Origin of the sequence: Streptomyces sp. NPDC021093 (genome assembly GCF_044333135.1) — a bacterium.
Taxonomy (GTDB): Bacteria; Actinomycetota; Actinomycetes; order Streptomycetales; family Streptomycetaceae; genus Streptomyces.
In genome coordinates, this window is the sequence record NZ_JBIRQJ010000007.1 from 387,089 (window position 1) to 408,869 (window position 21,781).

The following is a 21,781-nucleotide window of genomic DNA, read 5'->3' on the forward strand; positions in this document are numbered from 1 at the left end:
TGGTGTTACCCCTCCACCGGCTCTACCGGTCCTGAGAAGGGTCCTCGTTCACATGGACGCGCGGAATGCGCTGACCGATGCGCGTGACGATCTCGTACGCAATCGTGTCCGCGGCCTGCGCCCAGTCCTCGGCGGTCGGCTCGCCCCGGTCGCCCGGGCCGAACAGGATGGCTTCTTCCCCCGGTTCGACCGTCTCACCACAGAGATCGACCACGAACTGGTCCATCGCGATCCGGCCGCGAGCCCGCCTCCACCGGCCGCCGACCAGGACCGGGCCGCGCCCCGACGCGTTCCGCGGGATTCCGTCCGCGTAGCCGACCGGGATCAGGCCGAGCGTCGTGGCGCGCTCGGTGACGTAGTGGTGTCCGTAGCTGACGCCGTGGCCCGCCGGGACGTCCTTGACCAGGGCGACGGACGCGGCGAGCGTCATCACCGGGCGCAGGCCCAGCTCGGCGGGCGTGCCGAGCTCGGGGCTCGGCGACACCCCGTACATCGCGATCCCGGTCCGTACGAGGTCGAAGTGCGCGTGCGGAAGGGTCAGCGTGGCCGGGGAGTTGGCGAGGTGGCGCACCTCGGGGGCCAGACCCTGCCCCTCCGCGTAGGCGACCATCTCGCGGAAGGCGGTCAGCTGGAGCTCGATCGAGGGGTGGCCCGGCTCGTCGGCGCACGCGAAGTGCGACCACAGGCCGGTGACCTTCGCCGTGCCCTCCGCCTCGGCGGCGCGGGCGGCGGCGACCAGGGCGGGCCAGTCGGCGGGCTGGCAGCCGTTCCGCCCGAGGCCCGTGTCGGCCTTGAGCTGGATCTTTGCCGTACGTCCGAGGGCGCGGGCGGCGTCGGTGACCTCGCGCAGCGCCCACATCCCGCCGATCCCCATGTCGAGGTCGGCCTCGACGGCCTCGGCCCAGGGGCCGCCCGGGGTCCACAGCCAGCACATGACGCGCGCGTCGGCCGGGGTGATCCCGGCGGCGCGCAGGGCGAGCGCCTCCTGCGGGGTGGCCGTGCCGAGCCAGGTGGCACCGGCCTGGAGGGCGGCGCGGGCGCAGGGCAGCGCGCCGTGCCCGTACGCGTCCGACTTCACGACGGCCATCAGCGCGGCGTGCGGGGCACGCTCGCGCAGGGACCGGACGTTGGCGCGCAGGGCGGCAAGATCGATCTCCGCACGCGCGCGCATCGGGGCCCGGGGCCTCGCCCGCGTCGTCGTCTGGGTCATCGCCTGGCTCATCACGCTCTCGGTCTTCAGGGTCATTGCGCCCCCAGTCTCGCAGAGGGGTACGACAGGGCCGGTCAAGGCGGTACGGGGAAGGCGCCGGGCGCCCCGTAGGGTGCGCCGCCAGGTATGCACGAAATCACCACACGTCACACATTTGGCCTGCCCTGTCACCCGCGCGGCAGGCCGTGCCTGGCGCGCGGGCCGTACGGGCCGCCCGATGGACTCCACAGGCGGGCTCGCTTCCCTCGGGCTTGCCGCACGCTGGAAGAGCTGAGGAACCATGAAGCGCGTCCACCTCGCCCGTATACCCGCACTGGCCGGACTCGTCGCCGTGGCGGTGACGGCGACCGTCGTCCCCATGTCGTCGGCCGCGGCCGCCCGACCGGGTGCCGCGTACGCCGCTCCCGAGCCACCGTGCACCGCGCCCACCGGCCCGTACCAGAAGGAACTGGAGCGCAAGCTCCGCCTCAAGGTCGACGGCAAGCAGTCGCCTGCCGACTGCGTCGCCATCCGCAGGCTCCAGCGGCAGCTGAACATCGACCCGGCGGACGGCCGCGCCACCGCGAAGACGCACGGCCTGCTGCTGGTCCGTGAGGCCCGCAGGAACCCGAACGCGGCGGGCAAGTGCCCGGTCCGCTACGGCTACTCCGTCACCTGCGTGGACCTGCCGCGACAGCTCCTCTGGGTGCAGGTGGGCAGGAAGGTCACCTTCGCCCCGGTGCCGATCCGCAGCGGCATCCGCGGGCTGGAGACCCGTACCGGCTGGCACCGGATCTACTGGAGGCACAAGAACCACTTCTCCACCATCTACAACAACGCCCCCATGCCGTACAGCCAGTTCTTCAGCGGCGGGCAGGCGCTGCACGGCACGTACGGCGACCTCTTCGAGGCGGGCTCGGGCGGTTGCGTGAACCTGTACGTGGAGGACGCGGCCCGGCTCTGGAAGAAGCTCGGCACCGGCAGCATGGTCTACGTCTGGGGCGCCAAGCCGGGCACGAACGTGCGCGGCTGGGAGTCGCGCGACGACCGCCGCCTCACCGACGACGAACTCGTCATCAAGGGCTTCGGCGGCGAGAACATCCCGCTGGACTGGGACCTGAGCACCCCGATCACCCCGCAGGGGCAGCAGGTGCAGAAGGCACAGCAGGTGCAGCAGGCGCAGAAGGCGCAGAAGGGCTGACCGCACCGGGGCGGCTTCCCGACGGGGAGCCGCCCCTCACACCTGAGCTCACTCCTCACGCCTGAGCTCACTCCTCAGCCGTTCCGCCCCTGTACGTCCCTCACGTCCCGCCACGCCCCCGCGATCTCCCCCGCCACGTCTCCCGCCCCCACCGGCGCCCCCCGAGCCGCCCGACGTCCCGCCAGGCCGTGCAGGTAGGCCCCCACCGAGGCCGCGTCGACCGCTCCCAGCCCGGCCGCCAGCAGGGCGCCCGTCAGCCCCGACAGCACGTCCCCGCTGCCTGCCGTCGCCAGCCAGCCCGTCCCCGTGGGGTTGACCCGTACCGGCCGCCCCCCGTCGGGCGGCGCGACGAGCGTGGTCGAGCCCTTGAGCAGGACCGTCGCCCCGTACTTGACCGCCAGCTTCCTTACGGAGTCGAGCCGTCCGGCCTCCACCTCCGTCCGCGCCACACCCAGCAGCGCCGCCGCCTCCCCCGCGTGCGGGGTCAGCACGGTGGGTGCGCCCCGGCCCCGTACCGCCTCCGGGTCCAGCGCCCGCAGCCCGTCGGCGTCGACCAGCACCGGCGCGTCGGACGCCAGTACGTCCGCCAGCACGTCCTTCGTACGGTCGTCCAGGCCCGGCCCGACGACCCACGCCTGCACCCGCCCCGCGTCCCCGGGCGCCCCGTCGCTCACCAGCACCTCGGGGAACCGCGCCAGCACCGCGCCGCCGCCCCGGCCGACGTACCGCACCGCACCGGCGCCGCCGCGCAGCGCCCCGGCCACCGCGAGCACCGCGGCGCCCGGGTAGCGCGCCGATCCGGCGACGATCCCCACCACGCCCCGCCGGTACTTGTCGCTCTCCGCTGCGGGCACGGGCAACAGGTCCGCCACCTCGGCGTGCTGGAGCGCCTCCACATCGGCAGGCGTCCCGGCCGTCTCCAGCCCGAGGTCGACGAACCGCAGCACCCCGGCCCGCTCCTTCGCCGGGTCGATCAGCAGCCCCGGCTTGTACGTCCCGAAGGTCACGGTCACATCGGCCCGTACGCACTCGCCCTCGATCCGCCCGCTGTCGGCGTCGATCCCGCTCGGCAGGTCCACCGCCACCAGCACCCCCGCGGCGGCCTCGGCGGCCCGCACCAGCGGCACCGCCTCCGCGCGCAGCCCGCCCCGTCCGCCGATCCCGGTGAGGGCGTCCATGATCAAGTGGGCGCGGCCGAGCGCGACGTACGCGGCGGATCCCGAACCGCCCGCGCCACCCGCACCGTCCGCCTCGCCCGCACCGTGCGCCCTGTGCGCCTCGTGCGGGCCCGCCACGATCCGGCCCCCGGCGGCCCGCAGCGCGGCGACCCCGCCCGCGTGCGCCCGCTGCCGCACATCAACCAGTACGGCGGTCACTCCGGCCCCGCGCCGGGCGAGCCGGGCCCCGGCGTAGAGGGCGTCGCCTCCGTTGTCGCCGCTGCCGACGAGCAGCACGACCCTCGCCCCGTACACCCGCCTCTCCAGCAGATCGGCGCAGGCGGCGGCCAGTCCGGCGGCGGCGCGCTGCATGAGCGTGCCCTCCGGAAGCCTGGCCATGGCCTCCCGCTCGACGGCCCTGACGGTCTCGACGCTGTGTGCGGTACGCATGCCTCCGAGTCTGCCGCAGAGGCCCCGGCCGCGGCGGGAACGCACCACGTGCACCAAATCCCCGTACGGACACGAGGGTTGACGCACGATCATTTCTTTACTTAGGTTTGCCTAACCTAATAACTCTTGCTTTCGCCCTGCCGAAAGGTGTTCCGCCATGCCTCGTTACGCCCGCGCCGCCGTCCCTCTCCTCGGCGCTGTCGCGCTCACTGCCGCGCTGGCCTCGCCCGCCGCCGCAGCGACCGTGAACCGCACCACCGTCGAGGGCGAGACGTACCGGCTCTCCCTCACCGCACCGGACACCGCGGCCGCCGCCGGCTCCAACGTGACCGTCACCGGCAGCGGTTACAACCCCGACCAGGGCGTCTACGTCAGCCTGTGCGCGATACCCGCGGGCGTCGACACCGCGAACCCGGCCACCTGGAACAACAAGCCCACCCCCTGCCTCGGCGGCCAGGACGAGGCGGGCACCACCGGCGCCTCGCACTGGATCAACACCGACTGGTACTGGCTCTCGCCGAACAACTCCTCCCCGTACACCGAGGCCGCGGGGCGCGGCGCCTTCTCGGTGCAGATCCATGTCAAGGCCAAGCTCTCCGACACCGTGACCTGCGGCCAGGGCGGCGTGAAGTGCGCGATCGTCACGCGCGCGGACCACTACGACAGCGGGGACCGCAAGTACGACGTGTACGTCCCGGTGACGTTCCAGTAGTCCGCGACGTTCCAGCAGTCCGCCTGATTCGCCTCCCTCCCCCGCCTCTCCCTTCGGAGGTACGACGTTCCATGCGCTCCGCGCCCCCGCCCCGGGCCGTGCCACGAAGACCGGCCCGGGCCCTGCTCGCGACCGCATCGGCCGGTCTGCTGACCGCTGCCCTGACCGGCATCGCGCCCGCCGCCGACGACCCGGCGCCCGGTCCTGTTCCCGGTCCTGTCCTCGGTCCTGTTCCCGGTCCTGTCCTCGGTCCTGTTCCCGGTCCTGTCCTCGGTCCTGTTCCCGGCACGGCCACCGGCCCGACCGGCCAGAAACTGACCGTCACGAACACCAAGGACCTCAAGCCCGCCGGAGAGACCGTCACGGTCACCGGCTCCGGCTACGCCCTCGACAAGGGCATCTACCTCGCGGTCTGCGTACTGGGCAAGGAGGGCGAGGCACCCAGCCCGTGCCTGGGCGGCGCCGACCTGTCCGGCAGGTCCGGGTCCTCGTACTGGATCTCCAACAACCCGCCGGACTACGCCAAGGACATCGTCAAGAAGTTCACCGAACAGCCCGACGGGAAGGGCGGGTTCACCTTCGACCTGACCGCCCGGATCAAGGACGGCGGAGCCGACTGCACCCGGCTCCGCTGCGCGATCGTCACCCGCGCCGACCACACCCACAACAGCGACCGCGACCAGGACGTCATCGTCCCGATCACCTTCGGCGAGGGCCCCGGCGAGACCCCCGAGGTACCGGCGGGCACGGTCAGACACACCACCGTCCGCGCGTACGCGGCGACCGAAGGCGGCGCCACGGACGCCGAGGTGGACCCGGCGAACGGACGGCTGTACGTCAGCCGGTCCGACGGCACGGCGTCCCGCCTCACGACCTACGACTCCACTACGGGCCTGCCGGTCGGCACACCGGTCACCCTGCCGTCCAGGTCCCAGGTCATGGCCCTCGACCCGGCGACCGGCACGCTGTACCTCGCCCTCGCCGACCGGATCGGCGCGTACGACACGAGGACCGGCCGGCTCACCGCCGACTGGGCCGCCGTCACCGGCAACGTGAACCACCTGGCCCTGGACCCGGGCGCGGGGCGGCTGTACGTCGGCAACCAGACGGCCAAGTCGGTCATGGTGTACGACACCGCTTCCGGCAAACCGGTCGGCGAACCCGTCGTCCTGCCCGTCTTCCCGGCGGGCCTGGCCGTGGACACGAACAGCCACACCGGTTACGCCACCCACGTCACCAGCGTGCGGGAGAACGGCCAGACGGTCTTCCGCAACATCCTCACCGGCGTCGACGGCGCCACCGGCAGGGCGACCACCACCTTGAACCTGGGTACGACGGCGCTCGGCAGCATGGGCGTCACCGTCGACCCGGCCACCGGCACCGGCTACGTCGCCAACCTCGCCGCGGGCAGCGTCTTCACCGTCGACCTCAGGGCGAACCAGGTCACCGGCACCCTCGAAGTCGGCGGCAACCCGAAGACGATGGTGCACGACGCCGGGACCAGCACCCTGTACGTCGCCCAGACGACCGCGGGGGCGGTCGCAGCCGTCGATCTGAGAACGGGCAGGGTCACCGAAACGTTCCCGACGGGCAATCAGCCCGGCGCGCTCGCCCTGCACCCGAAGAACCACACCGTCTTCGCGGTCGCCTCGGGCACGGTCACCCAGACCGCCCGTCAGACGGCGGCCACACCCACCACCCACCCCGCCCCCCTCACGGTCGACGAGGGCAAGCAGGCCACCTTCACGGCGGCGGCCACGGGATCCCCCGAGCCGACCGTCACCTGGGAATCCAGCGCGGACGAGGGCAAGACGTGGAAACCGGTCGAGAACGCGACCGGACCCACCCTCGCCTTCACCCCGACGAAGGAACAGACGGGCCACCTCTTCCGGGCCTCCTTCACCAACCCGGTGGGCACGGTGCGGACTTCGGCGGCCCCCCTGGCGGTGACCCCGAAACAGACGAACCCGGACCCGACGGACCCGGGCACGGGCGACCCGTCGGACCCGGACCCCGGCACGGGCGACCCGTCAGACCCCGGCACGGGGGACCCAACGGACCCGACGGACCCGACGGCCCCATCGGACCCGGGCACTGGTGACCCGAGCGACCCAGGCACCGGCGACCCGTCCGACCCCAGCGATCCGGCCGGTCCCGCCGACCCGTCCGCCCCCGGTACCTCCGGCGGAGGCTCCGTCTCCGGCGGCGACGGAAGCACGGGAAGCGGGACGGGAAGCGGCACGGCGGGCAGTACGGCGGGCGACACGGCGGGCGTCCCAGGAGCCAGCAGCACCGTCGGCGGCAACACCGCCGGGACGGTCGGCGGAGGCGGCACCGCCGGAGGGGTCGACAGCGGCACCGGCACCGGCCCCCTCGCCTCCACCGGCAGCCCGGCCATGGCGCTGGGCGCCACCGCGGCAGCTCTGACGGCCCTGGGCACGTTCACCCTCGTGGTACGCCGCAGAAGCCGCCGCACCACAGCCTGACCGGCAGGTCCGCAGGTCCCCAGGTCCGCAGATCCGCAGGTCCTCAGACCACAACCCCCCGCCCGAAGACCGGCGTGGCGTCGGCCCCCTGACCAAGGGCCGGCGCCACGCCACACCCCTACCCCTCCGCGATCACCACCGCCGAAGCCACCCCCGCGTCATGGCTGAGCGACACGTGCCACGACCGCACCCCCAGCGCCTCGGCCCGCGCGGCCACGCTCCCCGAGACCTGCAGCCTCGGCTGCCCGCTCTCCTCGACGTACACCTCCGCGTCCGTCCACAGCAGCCCCGTCGGCGCCCCCAACGCCTTGGCCAACGCCTCCTTGGCCGCGAACCGCGCCGCCAACGAGGCGATCCCCCGCCGCTCCCCGCTCGGCAGCATCAACTCCCGCTCCACGAAGAGCCGTTCGGCCATCTGTGGCGTACGCGCCAGTGCCGCACCGAACCGCTCGATCTCGGCGACATCGATCCCAACCCCAACAATCACTCTTGCCCACTCACTCCACAGTCACGGACTTCGCCAGATTCCTCGGCTGGTCCACCTCGTTGCCCCGCGCCGTGGCCAGCTCACAGGCGAAGACCTGCAACGGCACCGTGGTGACCAGCGGCTGGAGAAGCGTAGGCGTACGCGGCACCCGGATCAGATGGTCGGCGTACGGCACCACCGCCTCGTCCCCCTCCTCCGCGATCACGATCGTCCGCGCCCCGCGCGCCCGGATCTCCTGGATATTGGACACGATCTTGTCGTGCAGCACCGACCGCCCCCGCGCCGACGGCACGATCACCACCACCGGCAGGTCGTCCTCGACCAGCGCGATCGGCCCGTGCTTCAGCTCGCCAGCCGCGAACCCCTCCGCGTGCATGTACGCCAGCTCTTTGAGCTTCAGCGCACCCTCCAGTGCCACGGGGTACCCCACATGGCGGCCGAGGAAGAGCACCGTGTTCTTGTCCGCGAGGGACCGCGCCAGCTCCCGTACCGGTTCCATGGTGCCGAGCACTTCCTCCACGGCGCCGGAGATCTCCGACAACTCCCGTACGACGTCCTGGACTTCGTCGCCCCACTTGGTCCCGCGCACCTGCCCCAGATACAGCGCGACCAGGTAGCAGGCCACCAGCTGCGTCAGGAACGCCTTGGTCGAGGCGACGGCCACCTCCGGCCCGGCATGCGTGTACAGCACCGCGTCCGACTCCCGCGGAATGGTCGATCCGTTCGTATTGCAGATCGCCAGGACCTTCGCGCCCTGCTCACGGGCGTGCCGCAGCGCCATCAGCGTGTCCATGGTCTCGCCGGACTGCGAGATCGCGATCACCAGCGTCCGCGAGTCCAGGATCGGGTCCCGGTAGCGGAACTCGCTCGCCAACTCCGTCTCGCAGGGCAGCCGGGTCCAGTGCTCGATCGCGTACTTGGCGATCATCCCGGCGTGAAAAGCCGTCCCGCACGCCACCACGACGACCTTGTCGACCTCGCGCAGCACGCCTACGGGAATCCGCACCTCGTCGAGCGTCAGCAGCCCACCCGCGTCGATCCGTCCCAGCAGCGTGTCCGCGACCGCCTTCGGCTGCTCGGCGATCTCCTTGAGCATGAAGTAGTCATAGCCCCCCTTCTCGGCCGCCGAGGCGTCCCAGTCCACGTGGTACGCCCGGACCTCCGCGGGCGCACCGTCGAAGTCGGTGACGGTCACCCCGTCCCGCCGGAGCTCCACCACCTGGTCCTGGCCCAGTTCGATCGCCGACCGCGTGTGGGCGATGAACGCGGCGACGTCCGACGCGAGGAAGGACTCACCCTCTCCAACGCCCACCACCAGCGGGGAGTTCCTGCGCGCCCCGACCACCACGTCCGGCTCGTCCGCGTGCACCGCGACGAGCGTGAACGCACCCTCCAGCCGCCTGCACACCTGCCGCATCGACGCCGCGAGGTCCCCGCTCGCCGAGAAGCACTCGGCCAGCAGGTGCGCCACCACCTCGGTGTCCGTCTCGGACGCCAACCGGTGTCCCCGCTCGGCCAGTTCGGCCCGCAGCACCGCGAAGTTCTCGATGATCCCGTTGTGCACGACGGCCACGCGTCCCGCGTTGTCCAGATGCGGGTGCGCGTTGGCGTCCGTGGGCCCGCCATGGGTCGCCCACCGGGTGTGCCCGATCCCGGTGCCCCCGGCCGGCAACGGCCGCCCCACCAGCTCCTTCTCCAGATTGACGAGCTTGCCCGCCTTCTTGGAGGCCGCCAGCCCCCCGTCCGCGAGCACCGCGACCCCTGCCGAGTCGTACCCCCGGTACTCCAGCCGCTTCAGCCCCGCGACGACGACGTCCAGCGCCGACTGCCCACCGACATAGCCCACGATTCCACACATGGTTGGCAGCGTAGGCCGCACGGGCCCTCCCGCCCGGGAACCCGTCGGCACGAAAAACCCCGCCCCGGCACGACGGCCGGAGCGGGGTTCGTACACAAGGCCCGTACCCGAGGAACGGTCACCCGAGGAAAGGCCCGACGGGGAGCGATCACCCGAGGAGAGACCAGTCGGGGAACGGTCCGCCGGAAAAGGATCAGCCGAGCTTCTTCAGCTGCGCCTCGATCACCGGCGTCGGCTGCGCCTTCACCGTTCCGCCCAGGCTGATCGTGTAGAAGGTGGCCAGCGTTCCGCCCTTCCGTACGGCCGCCAGCTTCATGACGACGTCCTGCTCGTCCGGGCCGTCACCGGCCATGCTGAGCGTCCAGCCCTGGGCCTGGTCGCCGCCGGTCACCGTGTCCGGGGCCACCTTCGTGATCTTGAGCTTCTCGCCGTCCTGCTCACCGTTGAATCCGCCCGCGCAGGACTTGCCCGCCTTTTCGAGGGTCGCGAACGCCTCCTGGGCGCCCTTGCCCTCGTACGACGCCAGTCGCTCCGCGGTGATCGGCTGGGTCAGCGCGCCCAGCCCGGCCTTGGCCTTCTCCTCGGCCGACGCGCCGGGGTCGACCTTCATCTTGGCGGGCTTCTCGATGGCCTTGCGCAGCACATGGGCGCCGGGCTGTCCCATCGGGATCGCCGAGAGGGCGTCCACCAGCGGCTTGCACTCCGGCTTGTCGGACTTGACCGAACCGGCCACGGCCTCGTCGGCCTTCGTGCCCTTGGTCACCATGTAGGTGGTCACGTCACCCTGCGCGAGGGCGAGCTTCTCCAGCTCCGCCACCGACAGCGCCTTCGCCGCGGGCTCCTCCTGCTTGCCGGGCTCCTCCTGCTTGGCGGAAGCGCCCCCGGACGGAGCACCCGCGGCCGGAGCGTCCGCGGCGGGCTTGTCCGCCCCACAGGCCCCGACCAGCAGGGTCAGCGAAGCGACGGCCACAGCGGCCACGGCGGTACGACGAAGATCGGTGCGACGCATGAAAGAAATCCTCCGAATGGTACGAAAACGGCGAACAACGCTCCCCCCGCGCACAGTCGCCTGTCACCGGCCACGCGGAATCTGTTGTGCCAAAGGAATGTAAAGCCCGCACCCTCCCCCGGAACACCGAATTCCCACGTCACGCACACCGCTCCCAAGATCGTGACCGTCGCGCAACGCCACCTCCCCCGGATCGAGACCCGGCCCCGTACAACCCCACCCCCACGTGACCCACCCCACCCCGCCCGACCGGCGACAAGGCGGTCCCACCCCCGACAATGGGACGTGTGATCACTTCGCCGCCACGAAGCTCCCCACGCCGGGCCGAGTCGTCCCCGTACCTGGACCTCACCCGCACGGAGTGGAGCGCCCTGCGCGAGAAGACGCCGCTGCCCCTCACCGCCGAGGAGGTCGAGCGGCTGCGCGGCCTGGGCGACGTCATCGACCTCGACGAGGTGCGCGACATCTACCTCCCGCTGTCCCGCCTCCTCAACCTCTACGTGGGCGCCACCGGCAATCTGCGAAGTGCTCTCAACACCTTCCTCGGCGAGAACGGCACCCAGCGCGGCACCCCCTTCGTCATAGGGGTCGCGGGCAGCGTCGCCGTCGGAAAGTCCACCGTCGCCCGCCTCCTCCAGGCCCTGCTTGCCCGCTGGCCCGAGCACCCGCGCGTGGAGCTGGTCACCACCGACGGCTTCCTCTACCCGATGAAGGAGCTGGAGAAGCGCGGCCTGATGGCCCGCAAGGGCTTCCCCGAGTCGTACGACCGCCGCGCCCTGACCCGCTTCGTCGCCGACGTGAAGGCCGGGAAGGACGAGGTCACCGCCCCGGTCTACTCGCACCTGATCTACGACATCGTCCCCGGCGAGCGCCTCACCGTGCACCGCCCGGACATCCTGATCGTCGAGGGCCTCAACGTCCTCCAGCCGGCCCTCCCCGGCAGCGACGGCAGGACCCGCGTCGGTCTCGCCGACTACTTCGACTTCTCGGTGTACGTCGACGCCCGCGCCGAGGACATCGAGCAGTGGTACCTCAACCGGTTCCGCAAGCTGCGCGCGACCGCCTTCCAGAACCCGTTCTCGTACTTCCGCAAGTACACCCAGGTCTCCGAGGAAGAAGCCCTCGACTACGCACGCAACACCTGGCGCACCATCAACCGCCCCAACCTCCTGGAGAACGTCGCCCCCACCCGGGGCCGCGCCACCCTGGTCGTCCGCAAGGGCCCCGACCACAAGGTCCAGCGGCTGTCGCTGCGCAAGCTCTGAGCATTTCCGTACGTACGAAAAGGCCCGCCCGGGCACATCCCGGGCGGGCTTCCTCGTACGTACGGTCCAACAGGCCTAGCCCAGCGCGGACTTGACCACGTCCGCCAGTCGCCCGGCAACAGCCTTCGCCTGGTCGATGTCGGCGGCCTCCACCATCACGCGCACCAGCGGCTCGGTGCCCGACGGGCGCAGCAGCACCCGGCCGGTGGCGCCCAGCTCGCGCTCGGCGTCGGCGACGGCCGCGGCCAGCTCCGCCGACGTACCGACGCGGGACTTGTCGACGTCGGGGACGTTGATGAGGATCTGCGGCAGCCGCGACATGACGCCCGCCAGGTCCGCGAGGCTACGGCCGGTGGCGGCGACCCGGGCGGCCAGCATGAGGCCGGTCAGGGTGCCGTCGCCGGTGGTGGCGTGGTCGAGGACGATGACGTGGCCCGACTGCTCGCCGCCCAGCGCGTAGCCGTGCTCCTTCATCGACTCCAGGACGTAACGGTCACCGACGCCGGTCTGGACGACCTCGATACCCTCGCCCTCCATGGCCAGCTTGAAGCCGAGGTTGGACATGACGGTGCCGACCACGGTGTTCTTCCGCAGCTGGCCGGCCTCGCGCATGGCGAGGGCGAGCACGGCGAGGATCTGGTCGCCGTCGACCTCCTGGCCGGCCGCGTCGACTGCCAGGCAGCGATCGGCGTCGCCGTCGTGCGCGATGCCGAGGTCGGCGCCGGACTCGACGACGGCGGCCTGCAGGCGCTCCATGTGCGTGGAGCCGTAGCCGTCGTTGATGTTGAGGCCGTCCGGCTCGGCGCCGATGGTGACGATCTCGGCACCGGCGCGCGCGAACGCCTCCGGGGAGACACGGGAAGCGGCGCCGTGCGCCTCGTCGAGGACGACCTTCAGGCCGTCGAGACGGTTCGGCAGCACACCCATCAGGTGGGCGATGTACTTGTCGAAGCCCTCGTCGTAGTCCGTGACCCGGCCCACGCCCGCTCCGGTCGGACGGTCCCACGCCTCGCCGCTGCGGTGCTGGTCGTAGACGTTCTCGATCCGCGCCTCCAGCTCGTCGGCCAGCTTGTGGCCGCCGCGCGCGAAGAACTTGATGCCGTTGTCCGGCATGGCGTTGTGGCTCGCGGAGAGCATCACGCCGAGGTCGGCGCCCAGCGCACCGGTGAGATACGCCACCGCGGGGGTGGGCAGCACACCGACGCGCAGGACGTCCACGCCCGCGCTCGCCAGGCCCGCCACGACGGCGGCCTCCAGGAACTCGCCCGAGGCGCGCGGGTCGCGCCCGACCACTGCCGTCGCCCGATGGCCCTCGAACGTACCGGCCTCGGCGAGTACGTGCGCCGCCGCGACCGACAGGCCGAGCGCGAGCTCCGCCGTCAGGTCCGCATTGGCAACGCCGCGTACTCCGTCAGTGCCGAAGAGTCGTCCCACAACTGTCCTCCGAAATGCCGTTGTGCTTCGAAACCGTGCTTCACAAGCCGTGCTTCGAAACCGTGCTCGAAAACGCACGCCCTTGAGCGTTTTGTGCCCGTTATACGCCCGAGGGAGTCCAATAAAGGTCTAAGAAAGGTTCTAGAGCGAACTACACGAACGCCCCGGCGGCACGAAGAGTGCCACCGGGGCGAACGGTGATGCCGCTGAGCAGGCGCGTGATTAACGCTTGCTGTACTGCGGCGCCTTGCGGGCCTTCTTGAGACCGGCCTTCTTGCGCTCGACCGCACGGTCGTCACGCGAGAGGAAGCCGGCCTTCTTCAGGATGGCGCGGTTGTTGTCGACGTCGGCCTCGTTCAGCGCACGGGCGACACCGAGACGGAGCGCACCGGCCTGACCGGACACGCCGCCACCCGAGATACGGGCGATGACGTCGTAGCGGTCGTCCAGCTCAAGCACCTTGAAGGGCTCGTTGACTTCCTGCTGGTGGACCTTGTTCGGGAAGTAGTCCTCGAGCGTACGCCCGTTGATCTTCCACTTGCCGGTGCCCGGAACGATCCGGACGCGGGCGATGGCGTTCTTGCGACGGCCAAGGCCGGCGGCGGGCTGCGGGTCGCCGAAGCGGCCGGCGAGCGACTCGCTGGTGTACTCGCCCTCGACGGGAACCTCCGACTCGAAGGTGGTCACCTCGGCGAAGGTCTCTTCGCCCTCGGTGCCCTCGACGGGGGTCTCAACAGTGGTCTCGGCCACGATTCTCCTCAGATCTTTCTGTACGTCTTAGGGGGTGGCCGGAACTACTGCGCGACCTGGGTGATCTCGAACGGGACCGGCTGCTGAGCAGCGTGCGGGTGCTGGTCGCCCGCGTAGATCTTCAGCTTCGAGAGCATCTGACGGCCCAGGGTGTTCTTGGGGATCATGCCGCGGATGGCCTTCTCGACGGCCTTCTCCGGGCTCTTCTCCATGAGCTCGTCGTAGCGCATCGAACGCAGACCGCCCGGGAAGCCAGAGTGGCGGTACGCCATCTTCTGGGTCTTCTTGTTGCCGGAGAGGTGGATCTTCTCGGCGTTGATGATGATGACGAAGTCACCCATGTCCATGTGCGGCGCATAGGTCGGCTTGTGCTTGCCCCGGAGGAGGTTCGCTGCCGTAGTCGCCAGACGGCCCAGGACGATGTCCTGCGCGTCGATGATGTGCCACTGGCGAGTGACATCGCCGGGCTTGGGGCTGTACGTACGCACTTCGTAGCCTTCGCTTCTTCAGTGGATGGGGTCCAGACACATGGCGCCCCTGAAGCGATCATGCAGCTGGGGCTCACAGTGCCGGGAACGCTGCCCGTATGCGAGCCACTGGTAACTGCTCCAGGGAACCTACGTAAGGGCCCTTCGCGTGAGAACGACGAAGCCAATACGTATAACAACCCGCAACACTACCCGCGCCCCCCGGACGGGTCAAAACGCACCCCGTCCCCCTTGAGCGGCGGGGCCACCGTCCCTTGGGCGTCACCACCGTCCCCTTGCGCGTTGCCGCCGTCCTCTTGGGCGGCGGGGCCGCCCCCCGGGGGCGGAACGGGCGGGCAAGGGGGCGGCCCCTCGCGCGGACCCCGCCCCTCCACGACCGCCCAACCCCGCGACCGCCCCACCCCTACCGCCCAGCGCCCTAGCGAGCCCGCTCCACCCGCCGCTCGTCCCACACCGGCTCCGCCGTCTCCCGCACCACACCGTCCGACCCGAACACCAGATACCGGTCGAAGGACTTCGCGAACCACCGGTCGTGCGTGACGGCGAGCACCGTCCCCTCGTACGCCTCCAGCCCCTCCTGCAGCGCCTCCGCCGACTCCAGGTCGAGGTTGTCCGTCGGCTCGTCGAGCAGCAGCGCCGTCGTCCCGCGCAGTTCGAGCAGCAGGATCTGGAACCGCGCCTGCTGCCCGCCCGACAGCCGGTCGAACCCCTGGTCCCCCTGCCCCTCCAGCTCGTACCGCCGCAGCACCGACATCGCGCCGCCCCGGTCCTTGGAGTGCTCGGCCCACAGGATGTCGACGAGCGTGCGCCCCATCAGCTCCGGATGCGCGTGCGTCTGCGCGAAGTGCCCGGCCACGACCCTCGCCCCGAGCTTCCACATCCCGGTGTGCTTGACGTCGTCCCCGGCCAGCAGCCGCAGGAAGTGCGACTTCCCGGACCCGTTCGACCCGAGGACCGCGACCCGCTCCCCGTAGAAGATCTCCAGGTCGAACGGCTTCATCAGCCCGGTCAGCTCAAGGTTCTCGCAGGTCACGGCCCGCACTCCGGTACGCCCGCCGCGCAGCCGCATCGTGATGTCCTGCTCGCGCGGCGGCTCCGGCGGCGGCCCGACCTCCTCGAACTTCCGCAGCCTGGTCTGCGCGGCCGCGTACCGGGACGCCAGCTCATGGCTGATCGAAGCCGCCTGCCGCAGGTTCAGCACCAGCTTCTTGAGCTGCGCGTGCTTCTCGTCCCAGCGGCGGCGCAGCTCCTCGAAGCGCGCGAAGCGCTCCTTGCGGGCCTCGTGGTACGTGTCGAAGCCGCCACCGTGGATCCACACCTCGGATCCGGTCGGCCCCGGCTCGACGCTCGCGATCTTCTCGGCGGCCCGCGACAGCAGCTCGCGGTCGTGGCTCACGAAGAGAACCGTCTTCCGGGTCTCCTTGAGCTTCCCCTCCAGCCACCGCTTGCCGGGCACGTCCAGATAGTTGTCCGGCTCGTCGAGCAGCAGCACCTCGTCCGGGCCCCGCAGCAGCGCCTCCAGCACCAGCCGCTTCTGCTCGCCCCCGCTCAGCGTCCGTACTTCACGCCACTGGGCCTTCTCGTACGGAACCCCGAGCGCGGCCATGGTGCACATGTCCCAGACGGTCTCCGCCTCGTACCCCTGGACCTCCGCCCAGTCGCTCAGCGCCTGCGCGTACTCCATCTGCGCGGCCTCGTCGTCCCGCTCCAGAATCGCGGCCTCGGCCTTGTCGACGGCGGCCGCAGCAGTACGAATCCTCGGCTGGGCCACCGAAACCAGCAGGTCACGCACGGTCCGCTCGTCGCGCACCGAGCCCACGAACTGCCCCATCACCCCGAGCCCACCGCTCACGGTGACCGAGCCGCCGTGTGCCTGCAACTCCCCCGCGATGATCTTCAGCAGGGTGGTCTTGCCGGCCCCGTTGGGCCCGACGAGGGCCACCACAGCCCCTTCGCCCACCCGGAACGAGACGTCACCGAGCAGCACCCGCCCGTCCGGCAAGTAGTACTCGACGTGTCCGACCTCTAGATGTCCCATTCCCACATTCTCGCCGCCGACCACTCCCCACCCCAACCGGATTACGAACGCCGGGCCCCGCACACCACATCCCCCTCGTTAGGATGCGCGGCATGAGCTTCGGGCATGGGGGTCCTTCCGACGGCCCCGGGGGCCAGCCCCCGCACGGCAACGACCAACCCCACCAGTCCGGTTACGGCCCCCCTCCGCAGGGCCCCGCCGAAAACCCCAACCCCTACCTGACCCAACCCCCCAGACAACCCCCCACCCCCATGCCCCCCGTCCAACTCGTCCAAGAACCCCAGCCCTCTTGGGCAGCGGGGCCGCCCCCCGGGGGCGGCCCCCACGCGGAGCACACCCCCTCGCTCCCGCCCCACCCCTTCGGCACACCCCCCGCCCCCGGAACCGGCCCCACCCCCGACTGGTCCGCCCTGGCCGACGCCGCCGCCACCCGCACCCGCCGCAAACGCCTCCTCTACATCGGCGGCGGTGTCCTCGCGACCCTCGCCATCGGCGCCCTCGTGGCCACAGCCGTCATCTCCACCGGCAACTCCCCCTCCGCCGACGGCAAGAACTCCGCGCTGCCCTCCCCCGAAACGCTCCCCACCGAACCCACCGCCCCCACCCCCTCCTTCTCCCCGGTCGCGCCCCCGCCCCCGCCGGACCCCAAGGAGTTCATCTCCAGCGCCGAGAAGGACAAGGCCCCGCTCAGCGCCGACACCCTCTTCCCGGGCAAGTCCCTCACCCTGGACGGGCGTTCCTACGCGAAGGGCGCCACCAACCGCACCACCGACTGCGCCACCGCCACCCAGGGCGCCCTCGGCGGCATCCTCACCCGCAACGGTTGCGACCAGGTCATCCGGGCCACCTTCAGCAAGGACGGCACAGCAGTCACCGTCGGCGTAGCGGTCTTCGAAACGGAAGCCCAGGCCCTCAAGGCGAAGGCCCAGGTGAAGGACGGCGTCGCCTCCCTCCCCGGCGCCGGCGTCCCCACCTTCTGCCGCAACGGCACGATCTGCCGGAAGACCGCCAACTCCTACGGCCGCTATGCCTACTTCACCGTCAGCGGCTTCACCGACAACAAGAAGAACGTCACCACGTCCGACAAGGCCGTCTACACGCTCGGCGACGACGCGGCGAAGTACACGTTCCTCCGCATCGTCGAACGGGGCCGCACCCAGGCCTCCGCAGCAGCAACCTCCACCACGGCCGTCAGCTGACCCACCCGACCCGCCCCAGCCCCTCGGCCCTGGCGGCCCACCCACCCCCTGACTACCCTGTCGGCGGGGCAGCGCAAGGGCCTGCCATCATCGGGGGGCGAAAGCAGATGGAAACGGGCAGCACAGACCGGCAGCACACCCCGGACTCCCCCACTCCGGAAACCGGCACCGCCTCCGAACCCGGCACCTCCACAGGCCCCGACCCTTCCCAGGACTCCCGGCCCACCACGGACACCGGCCCCGGTGGCCCCGGCCCCTCCCAAGAATCCCGGCCCACCACGGACACCGCCTCCCGGCCGACGGCCCCCAAGCCCCCGCCAGGCACCGAGCAGTCCACGCACCGGACCGACACCACCCCCGCACCGCCCAAAACGGACGGCCCGCAGAACACCCCCACCCACCGCCCAGCCCCGCACCTCCCTCACCCCACCCCCAAGAAACAACAACCCGATCCCACGGGCCCCGGCACGGGCTCCAGCACGCCCCCCGCCACCCCCGCCCGCCCCTCAAAGGCCGACCCCCCAACCACCCCCATCCCCACCCGTCCCACCAAAGCCCACCCCCCGTCCACAGACGCACCCCCTGCGCCCCAGACAACCTCGGCAGCCCCAACAGACACACCCCCCACAGCCCCCACCACCACACAAACCCCCACGCCCCCCACACCCCGCACGCCCCGGGACCCCTCCCCCACCACCCAGCTGAGCACCTCCCGCCCCCAGACCCCCCGCCTCAGCTGGCCCAAGGTCGTCCCGCACCAGCCGCCCGCATCACCGGAACCCGCCGAGTCCCCCCGCCCCCCGACCTCCCCCCACCGCACACAGCCCCTCGGCCTCAGCACCCCACCCGGCACCCCGCGCCCCGGCAAGAACCCCCGCCCAGAAACCCCTCGCGGCACCCCCATACCCGCCCCCGCATCCGCCCCCATACCCCCGCGCGCCCGCGCAGCCAGCACATCCGGACCAGTCGGACCAGTCGGACCAGTCGCCTCAGCCCGCCCCACCGCCCCACCACCCCCGCCGCGCTACAACCAGCACCGCCAGCAGCCCGAAGAGCCCCTCACCCCCGGCCCCCCACACCCCTCCGAAGCGAGTCCGGAGGAACGCCGGGCCGCGCACCGGAGCCGGGCCACCGGGTTCATCACCGGCCTCCTGCACACCCTCGGCTTCACCCTGCTCGCCGTGTACGAGTACTTCCGCGCAACGGCCAGCACCCTCTCCGGCGCCCAGCGCGCCACGGGCGGCCCCGAGGAACTGCGCGAAATAGCCGGTATGCAGGCCGACTTGGCCCACGAGAGCTGGTACGGAGCCGTCGGCGACATCGCCCGCACGGTCACCTTCGACCAGCCCCGCGCCGCCCTCTGGTCCGCCGTCTTCCTCGCCCTGCTCGTACGCCTCAACCGCAGCGGCCCGCCGCGCGTACAGCTCGGCCTCTCCGTGCTCTCCGCCGGATACTGCGCCCTGCTCGCCGTGCTCTGGTTCCCGTTCCTCTACGCGCTCGGCGGTGCGACCTTCATCGCCCTCGCCGCGACCGGCGTCCTCCTCTGGGCCGCCACCCGCCGCTGAGCCCCGGACCCGACCCGCGCCCCCGGAAGCGACAACCGGCGCCTACCGCCGGTAGACCATCGTGCAGAGCAGCGTCCCGCCCCCGTCGACCTGCCAGGACCAGTAGAACGTCCGGTCGTCCGGGGCCCGCCGGCAGTTCCCCGGCGCCCGGCCGGACGAAGGCCCGTACACCCCGGTGATGTGCAGGACCGTGTTGTACGGAGGAGTGGTCCGCTCCGCCCCGCAGTCGACGGCCGTCATCGCCCCGAGCCGCATGGCCGTACCGCCCGCCCCGCGGCCCGTGCTCTTCTCCGCCAGCACGCAGTACCCGGCCTTGTACTGCCGGGTCAGGCACAGCACCCGCTTACCCGCCGCCGAGCGGTGCACCACGTACGACAACCCGTCGCCCGTCGGGCAGGCGCTCCAACCGGTCCGCACCGCACTGACCCGGGTCAGCCCCGCGTCCCCGGAACACCCGACCTTCTGCGGTATTCGGGTGTTCCACCCGTCCCCCGTGTCGAACAGTGCGAGACAGTCCCCGGCCCGCGCCGCGGCGAAAGCCTCACCCCGCGCCTTGTCGTCCTGCTCGCCGCCCCCCGAAGCTTCCCCTCCCGAAGCGTCCCCTCCCGAAGACCCCCCTCCCGCAAGCCCCTCGCCCGCGGAACTCCCTCCCGAAGGACTCTTCGATCCCCCTGGAGCGTCCGTGGCGCGCGGCACCCCGAGCGCCACCCCGGCCGCCTGCGCCGACCGCCCGGCCCCGTCGCCCTTGTCGCCCTTCTCCAGCACCTGCGGCACCACGAAGACCCCGAACAGCGCCACCGCGATCAGCAGCACCCACACCCCGCGCTTCCGTGCCCCCGTCATCAAAGCCCCCGTACGCCACCTGAACTGATGTCTGAAAACACCATCCCACAGCCCACTGACAATGACTTCGGAGCAGCCACACTCACCCCCTCAGCAACAACCGCCCCCGTTTTCCAGCAGTCCCGCCACCCCCGGCAGCGTCCGCACGTTCCGCGCCTCCACCGCCCGCGCCGCCAGCAACTCGTCCGCCGGATAGGCCACTTCCTCCAGCGTCAGCCCGTGCGCCTTCACCACGTGCACCGACGAGTCCCGCACCCCCGCCGCCAGCACCTTCGCCGGCCACTCCACGCCCCGATGGCCGTCCCCCACGTACAACAGCGCCCCCACCAGCGAGCGCACCATGTTGTGACAGAAGGCATCGGCCCGCACCGTCCCAGTGACCACCCCGTCGGCCCCCCGTTCCCACCACAGCTCCTGGAGGGTACGGATCGTCGTCGCCCCCTCCCGCTTCTTGCAGTACGCCGCGAAGTCGTGCTCCCCGAGCAGCAGCGCCGAGGCCGCGTTCATCTTCTCGACGTCCAACTCCCAGTCGTGCCACAGCACATGACTACGGATCAGCGGATCGACACCGCCCGGGTGGTCGGACACCCGGTACTGGTACCGCCGCCAGATCGCCGAGAACCGCGCGTTGAATCCCGCCGGAGCGGGCGCCACCTTCCACACCCGCACGTCGTGCCCGAGCCGCCCCGCCAGCCGCCGCAGCAGCTTCTCCCCGTGCTCGGCCCACACCTCGTCCGGCAGGTCCACGTGCGCGACCTGGCCCCGCGCGTGCACCCCGGAGTCGGTCCGCCCGGCCACCGTCAGATCGAAGTTCGTGTCCGAGCGCGTCACCGTCCGCAGCGCCGCCTCGATCTCCCCCTGTACGGTCCGCCGCCCGCTGGGCTGCTTCGCCCACCCCGAGAAGTCCTTGCCGTCGTACGAGAGGTCCAGCCGCACCCGTACAAACCCGTCCGCCACCTCGTCAGCCACAACCAACCTCCACGTTCGCCCGGAACTCACGCCACACACGGAACACAGAACGGGCCCGCCCCCAGAAAAACTGGGAACGGGCCCGTCCAGGTACTGCCAGGTACTACTTGGACTCGTCGCCCTCGGGCTTCGCGTCCTCGACGACCTCGGCCTGCTCGGCCTTGGCGTCGTCTTCCTTGACCGCGCGCTTCGTGGCAGCCTCGGCCTCGCCGACAGCGTTCTGCTGCACGGTCAGGGCCTCGACCAGCTCGATGACCGCCATCGGGGCGTTGTCGCCACGACGGTTGCCGATCTTCGTGATGCGCGTGTAACCACCGGGGCGGTTCTCGTAACGCGGGGCGATCTCGGTGAAGAGCGTGTGCACGATGCTCTTGTCCGTGATCGTCTGAAGCACCAGGCGACGGTTGTGGATGTCGCCCTTCTTCGCCTTCGTGACGAGACGCTCGGCGACGGGGCGCAGGCGGCGGGCCTTGGCCTCGGTCGTCGTGATGCGGCCGTGCTCGAAGAGCGACTTCGCCAGGTTGGCGAGGAGCAGCTTCTCGTGCGCGGCGCTGCCGCCCAGACGGGCACCCTTTGCGGGACGCGGCATGGTGTTTCTCCTTGTGTCTGCACCGGCCGTATCAGGTACCGGTGTCAGTTACCGAAGGGCTAGTGCCCAACGGAAGATTTCAGCAGTCCGTA

Annotated in this window: 18 protein-coding genes; 6 read left to right on the top strand and 12 right to left on the bottom strand. The window is 71.3% G+C overall.

The genetic code is table 11. The features are described from left to right. Positions 1-22 precede the first annotated feature (22 nt). On the bottom strand, positions 23-1,210 hold the full coding sequence (gene alr, locus ACH4SP_RS23775) for an alanine racemase (RefSeq protein ID WP_398417772.1): 1,188 nt from the start codon (positions 1,208-1,210) through the stop codon (positions 23-25). 280 nt (positions 1,211-1,490) lie between these two features. Here alr and ACH4SP_RS23780 point away from each other — a divergent pair, with 280 nt between their 5' ends. Further along, entirely contained in the window at positions 1,491-2,390 is a 900-nt protein-coding gene (locus ACH4SP_RS23780; RefSeq protein WP_398417548.1) for a L,D-transpeptidase, read from the top strand. A 74-nt stretch (positions 2,391-2,464) separates the two neighbouring features. Here ACH4SP_RS23780 and ACH4SP_RS23785 read toward each other — a convergent pair whose 3' ends face one another. Continuing rightward, the gene (locus tag ACH4SP_RS23785; protein WP_398417549.1) at positions 2,465-3,997 is read right to left on the bottom strand and encodes an NAD(P)H-hydrate dehydratase; all 1,533 of its coding nucleotides are present in this window, start codon (positions 3,995-3,997) and stop codon (positions 2,465-2,467) included. Positions 3,998-4,154: 157 nt separating this feature from the next. Here ACH4SP_RS23785 and ACH4SP_RS23790 point away from each other — a divergent pair, with 157 nt between their 5' ends. Both ACH4SP_RS23790 and ACH4SP_RS23795 read left to right on the top strand, forming a co-directional pair. After that, complete coding sequence (locus ACH4SP_RS23790) at positions 4,155-4,709, top strand: hypothetical protein (RefSeq protein WP_398417550.1); 555 nt, start codon at positions 4,155-4,157, stop codon at positions 4,707-4,709. A 71-nt stretch (positions 4,710-4,780) separates the two neighbouring features. Then, on the top strand, positions 4,781-7,195 hold the full coding sequence (locus ACH4SP_RS23795; protein WP_398417551.1) for an endoglucanase: 2,415 nt from the start codon (positions 4,781-4,783) through the stop codon (positions 7,193-7,195). A gap of 118 nt (positions 7,196-7,313) precedes the next feature. On the opposite strand, the gene ACH4SP_RS23800 is transcribed toward ACH4SP_RS23795, so the two are convergent. The 3 genes from ACH4SP_RS23800 to ACH4SP_RS23810 all read right to left on the bottom strand — a co-directional run bounded on the left by ACH4SP_RS23800 (position 7,314) and on the right by ACH4SP_RS23810 (position 10,549). After that, positions 7,314-7,682, bottom strand: a complete 369-nt coding sequence (locus tag ACH4SP_RS23800; protein ID WP_398417552.1) for a holo-ACP synthase — start codon at positions 7,680-7,682, stop codon at positions 7,314-7,316. Between the two features lie 10 nt (positions 7,683-7,692). Further along, on the bottom strand, positions 7,693-9,540 hold the full coding sequence (gene glmS, locus ACH4SP_RS23805) for a glutamine--fructose-6-phosphate transaminase (isomerizing) (RefSeq protein WP_398417553.1): 1,848 nt from the start codon (positions 9,538-9,540) through the stop codon (positions 7,693-7,695). Between the two features lie 193 nt (positions 9,541-9,733). Beyond that, positions 9,734-10,549, bottom strand: coding sequence for a hypothetical protein (locus tag ACH4SP_RS23810; RefSeq protein WP_398417554.1), 816 nt, complete (start codon positions 10,547-10,549; stop codon positions 9,734-9,736). Positions 10,550-10,836: 287 nt separating this feature from the next. Here ACH4SP_RS23810 and coaA point away from each other — a divergent pair, with 287 nt between their 5' ends. Further along, positions 10,837-11,814 carry a type I pantothenate kinase gene (gene coaA / locus ACH4SP_RS23815; protein WP_398417555.1) on the top strand — a complete coding sequence of 326 codons (978 nt, stop codon included), beginning with the start codon at positions 10,837-10,839 and terminating at the stop codon, positions 11,812-11,814. Between the two features lie 75 nt (positions 11,815-11,889). On the opposite strand, the gene glmM is transcribed toward coaA, so the two are convergent. From glmM to ACH4SP_RS23835, 4 genes are all read right to left on the bottom strand, one after another. Continuing rightward, on the bottom strand, positions 11,890-13,248 hold the full coding sequence (gene glmM, locus ACH4SP_RS23820) for a phosphoglucosamine mutase (RefSeq protein ID WP_398417556.1): 1,359 nt from the start codon (positions 13,246-13,248) through the stop codon (positions 11,890-11,892). 222 nt (positions 13,249-13,470) lie between these two features. Beyond that, the gene (rpsI, locus tag ACH4SP_RS23825; RefSeq protein WP_398417557.1) at positions 13,471-13,998 is read right to left on the bottom strand and encodes a 30S ribosomal protein S9; all 528 of its coding nucleotides are present in this window, start codon (positions 13,996-13,998) and stop codon (positions 13,471-13,473) included. 44 nt (positions 13,999-14,042) lie between these two features. Beyond that, positions 14,043-14,486, bottom strand: a complete 444-nt coding sequence (gene rplM / locus ACH4SP_RS23830; RefSeq protein WP_398417558.1) for a 50S ribosomal protein L13 — start codon at positions 14,484-14,486, stop codon at positions 14,043-14,045. Between the two features lie 418 nt (positions 14,487-14,904). Continuing rightward, the gene (locus tag ACH4SP_RS23835; RefSeq protein ID WP_398417559.1) at positions 14,905-16,524 is read right to left on the bottom strand and encodes an ABC-F family ATP-binding cassette domain-containing protein; all 1,620 of its coding nucleotides are present in this window, start codon (positions 16,522-16,524) and stop codon (positions 14,905-14,907) included. A 251-nt stretch (positions 16,525-16,775) separates the two neighbouring features. Here ACH4SP_RS23835 and ACH4SP_RS23840 point away from each other — a divergent pair, with 251 nt between their 5' ends. Continuing rightward, on the top strand, positions 16,776-17,723 hold the full coding sequence (locus tag ACH4SP_RS23840; RefSeq protein ID WP_398417560.1) for a hypothetical protein: 948 nt from the start codon (positions 16,776-16,778) through the stop codon (positions 17,721-17,723). A 1,181-nt stretch (positions 17,724-18,904) separates the two neighbouring features. After that, positions 18,905-19,288, top strand: a complete 384-nt coding sequence (locus tag ACH4SP_RS23845; protein WP_398417561.1) for a hypothetical protein — start codon at positions 18,905-18,907, stop codon at positions 19,286-19,288. Between the two features lie 42 nt (positions 19,289-19,330). On the opposite strand, the gene ACH4SP_RS23850 is transcribed toward ACH4SP_RS23845, so the two are convergent. The 3 genes from ACH4SP_RS23850 to rplQ form a co-directional block, all read right to left on the bottom strand. After that, complete coding sequence (locus ACH4SP_RS23850; RefSeq protein ID WP_398417562.1) at positions 19,331-20,131, bottom strand: hypothetical protein; 801 nt, start codon at positions 20,129-20,131, stop codon at positions 19,331-19,333. 90 nt (positions 20,132-20,221) lie between these two features. Beyond that, positions 20,222-21,100 carry a tRNA pseudouridine(38-40) synthase TruA gene (gene truA, locus ACH4SP_RS23855; protein WP_398417563.1) on the bottom strand — a complete coding sequence of 293 codons (879 nt, stop codon included), beginning with the start codon at positions 21,098-21,100 and terminating at the stop codon, positions 20,222-20,224. Between the two features lie 103 nt (positions 21,101-21,203). Next, positions 21,204-21,689 carry a 50S ribosomal protein L17 gene (gene rplQ / locus ACH4SP_RS23860; RefSeq protein ID WP_266659686.1) on the bottom strand — a complete coding sequence of 162 codons (486 nt, stop codon included), beginning with the start codon at positions 21,687-21,689 and terminating at the stop codon, positions 21,204-21,206. Positions 21,690-21,781 lie beyond the last annotated feature (92 nt).

Coding starts and splice junctions, on each gene's coding strand:
- alr (WP_398417772.1), bottom strand. CDS start 1,210: ATGACCCAGACGACGACGCGGGCGAGGCCCCGGGCCCCGATGCGCGCG.
- ACH4SP_RS23780 (WP_398417548.1), top strand. CDS start 1,491: ATGAAGCGCGTCCACCTCGCCCGTATACCCGCACTGGCCGGACTCGTC.
- ACH4SP_RS23785 (WP_398417549.1), bottom strand. CDS start 3,997: ATGCGTACCGCACACAGCGTCGAGACCGTCAGGGCCGTCGAGCGGGAG.
- ACH4SP_RS23790 (WP_398417550.1), top strand. CDS start 4,155: ATGCCTCGTTACGCCCGCGCCGCCGTCCCTCTCCTCGGCGCTGTCGCG.
- ACH4SP_RS23795 (WP_398417551.1), top strand. CDS start 4,781: ATGCGCTCCGCGCCCCCGCCCCGGGCCGTGCCACGAAGACCGGCCCGG.
- glmS (WP_398417553.1), bottom strand. CDS start 9,540: ATGTGTGGAATCGTGGGCTATGTCGGTGGGCAGTCGGCGCTGGACGTC.
- ACH4SP_RS23810 (WP_398417554.1), bottom strand. CDS start 10,549: ATGCGTCGCACCGATCTTCGTCGTACCGCCGTGGCCGCTGTGGCCGTC.
- ACH4SP_RS23835 (WP_398417559.1), bottom strand. CDS start 16,524: ATGGGACATCTAGAGGTCGGACACGTCGAGTACTACTTGCCGGACGGG.
- ACH4SP_RS23840 (WP_398417560.1), top strand. CDS start 16,776: ATGCCCCCCGTCCAACTCGTCCAAGAACCCCAGCCCTCTTGGGCAGCG.
- ACH4SP_RS23850 (WP_398417562.1), bottom strand. CDS start 20,131: ATGACGGGGGCACGGAAGCGCGGGGTGTGGGTGCTGCTGATCGCGGTG.
- rplQ (WP_266659686.1), bottom strand. CDS start 21,689: ATGCCGCGTCCCGCAAAGGGTGCCCGTCTGGGCGGCAGCGCCGCGCAC.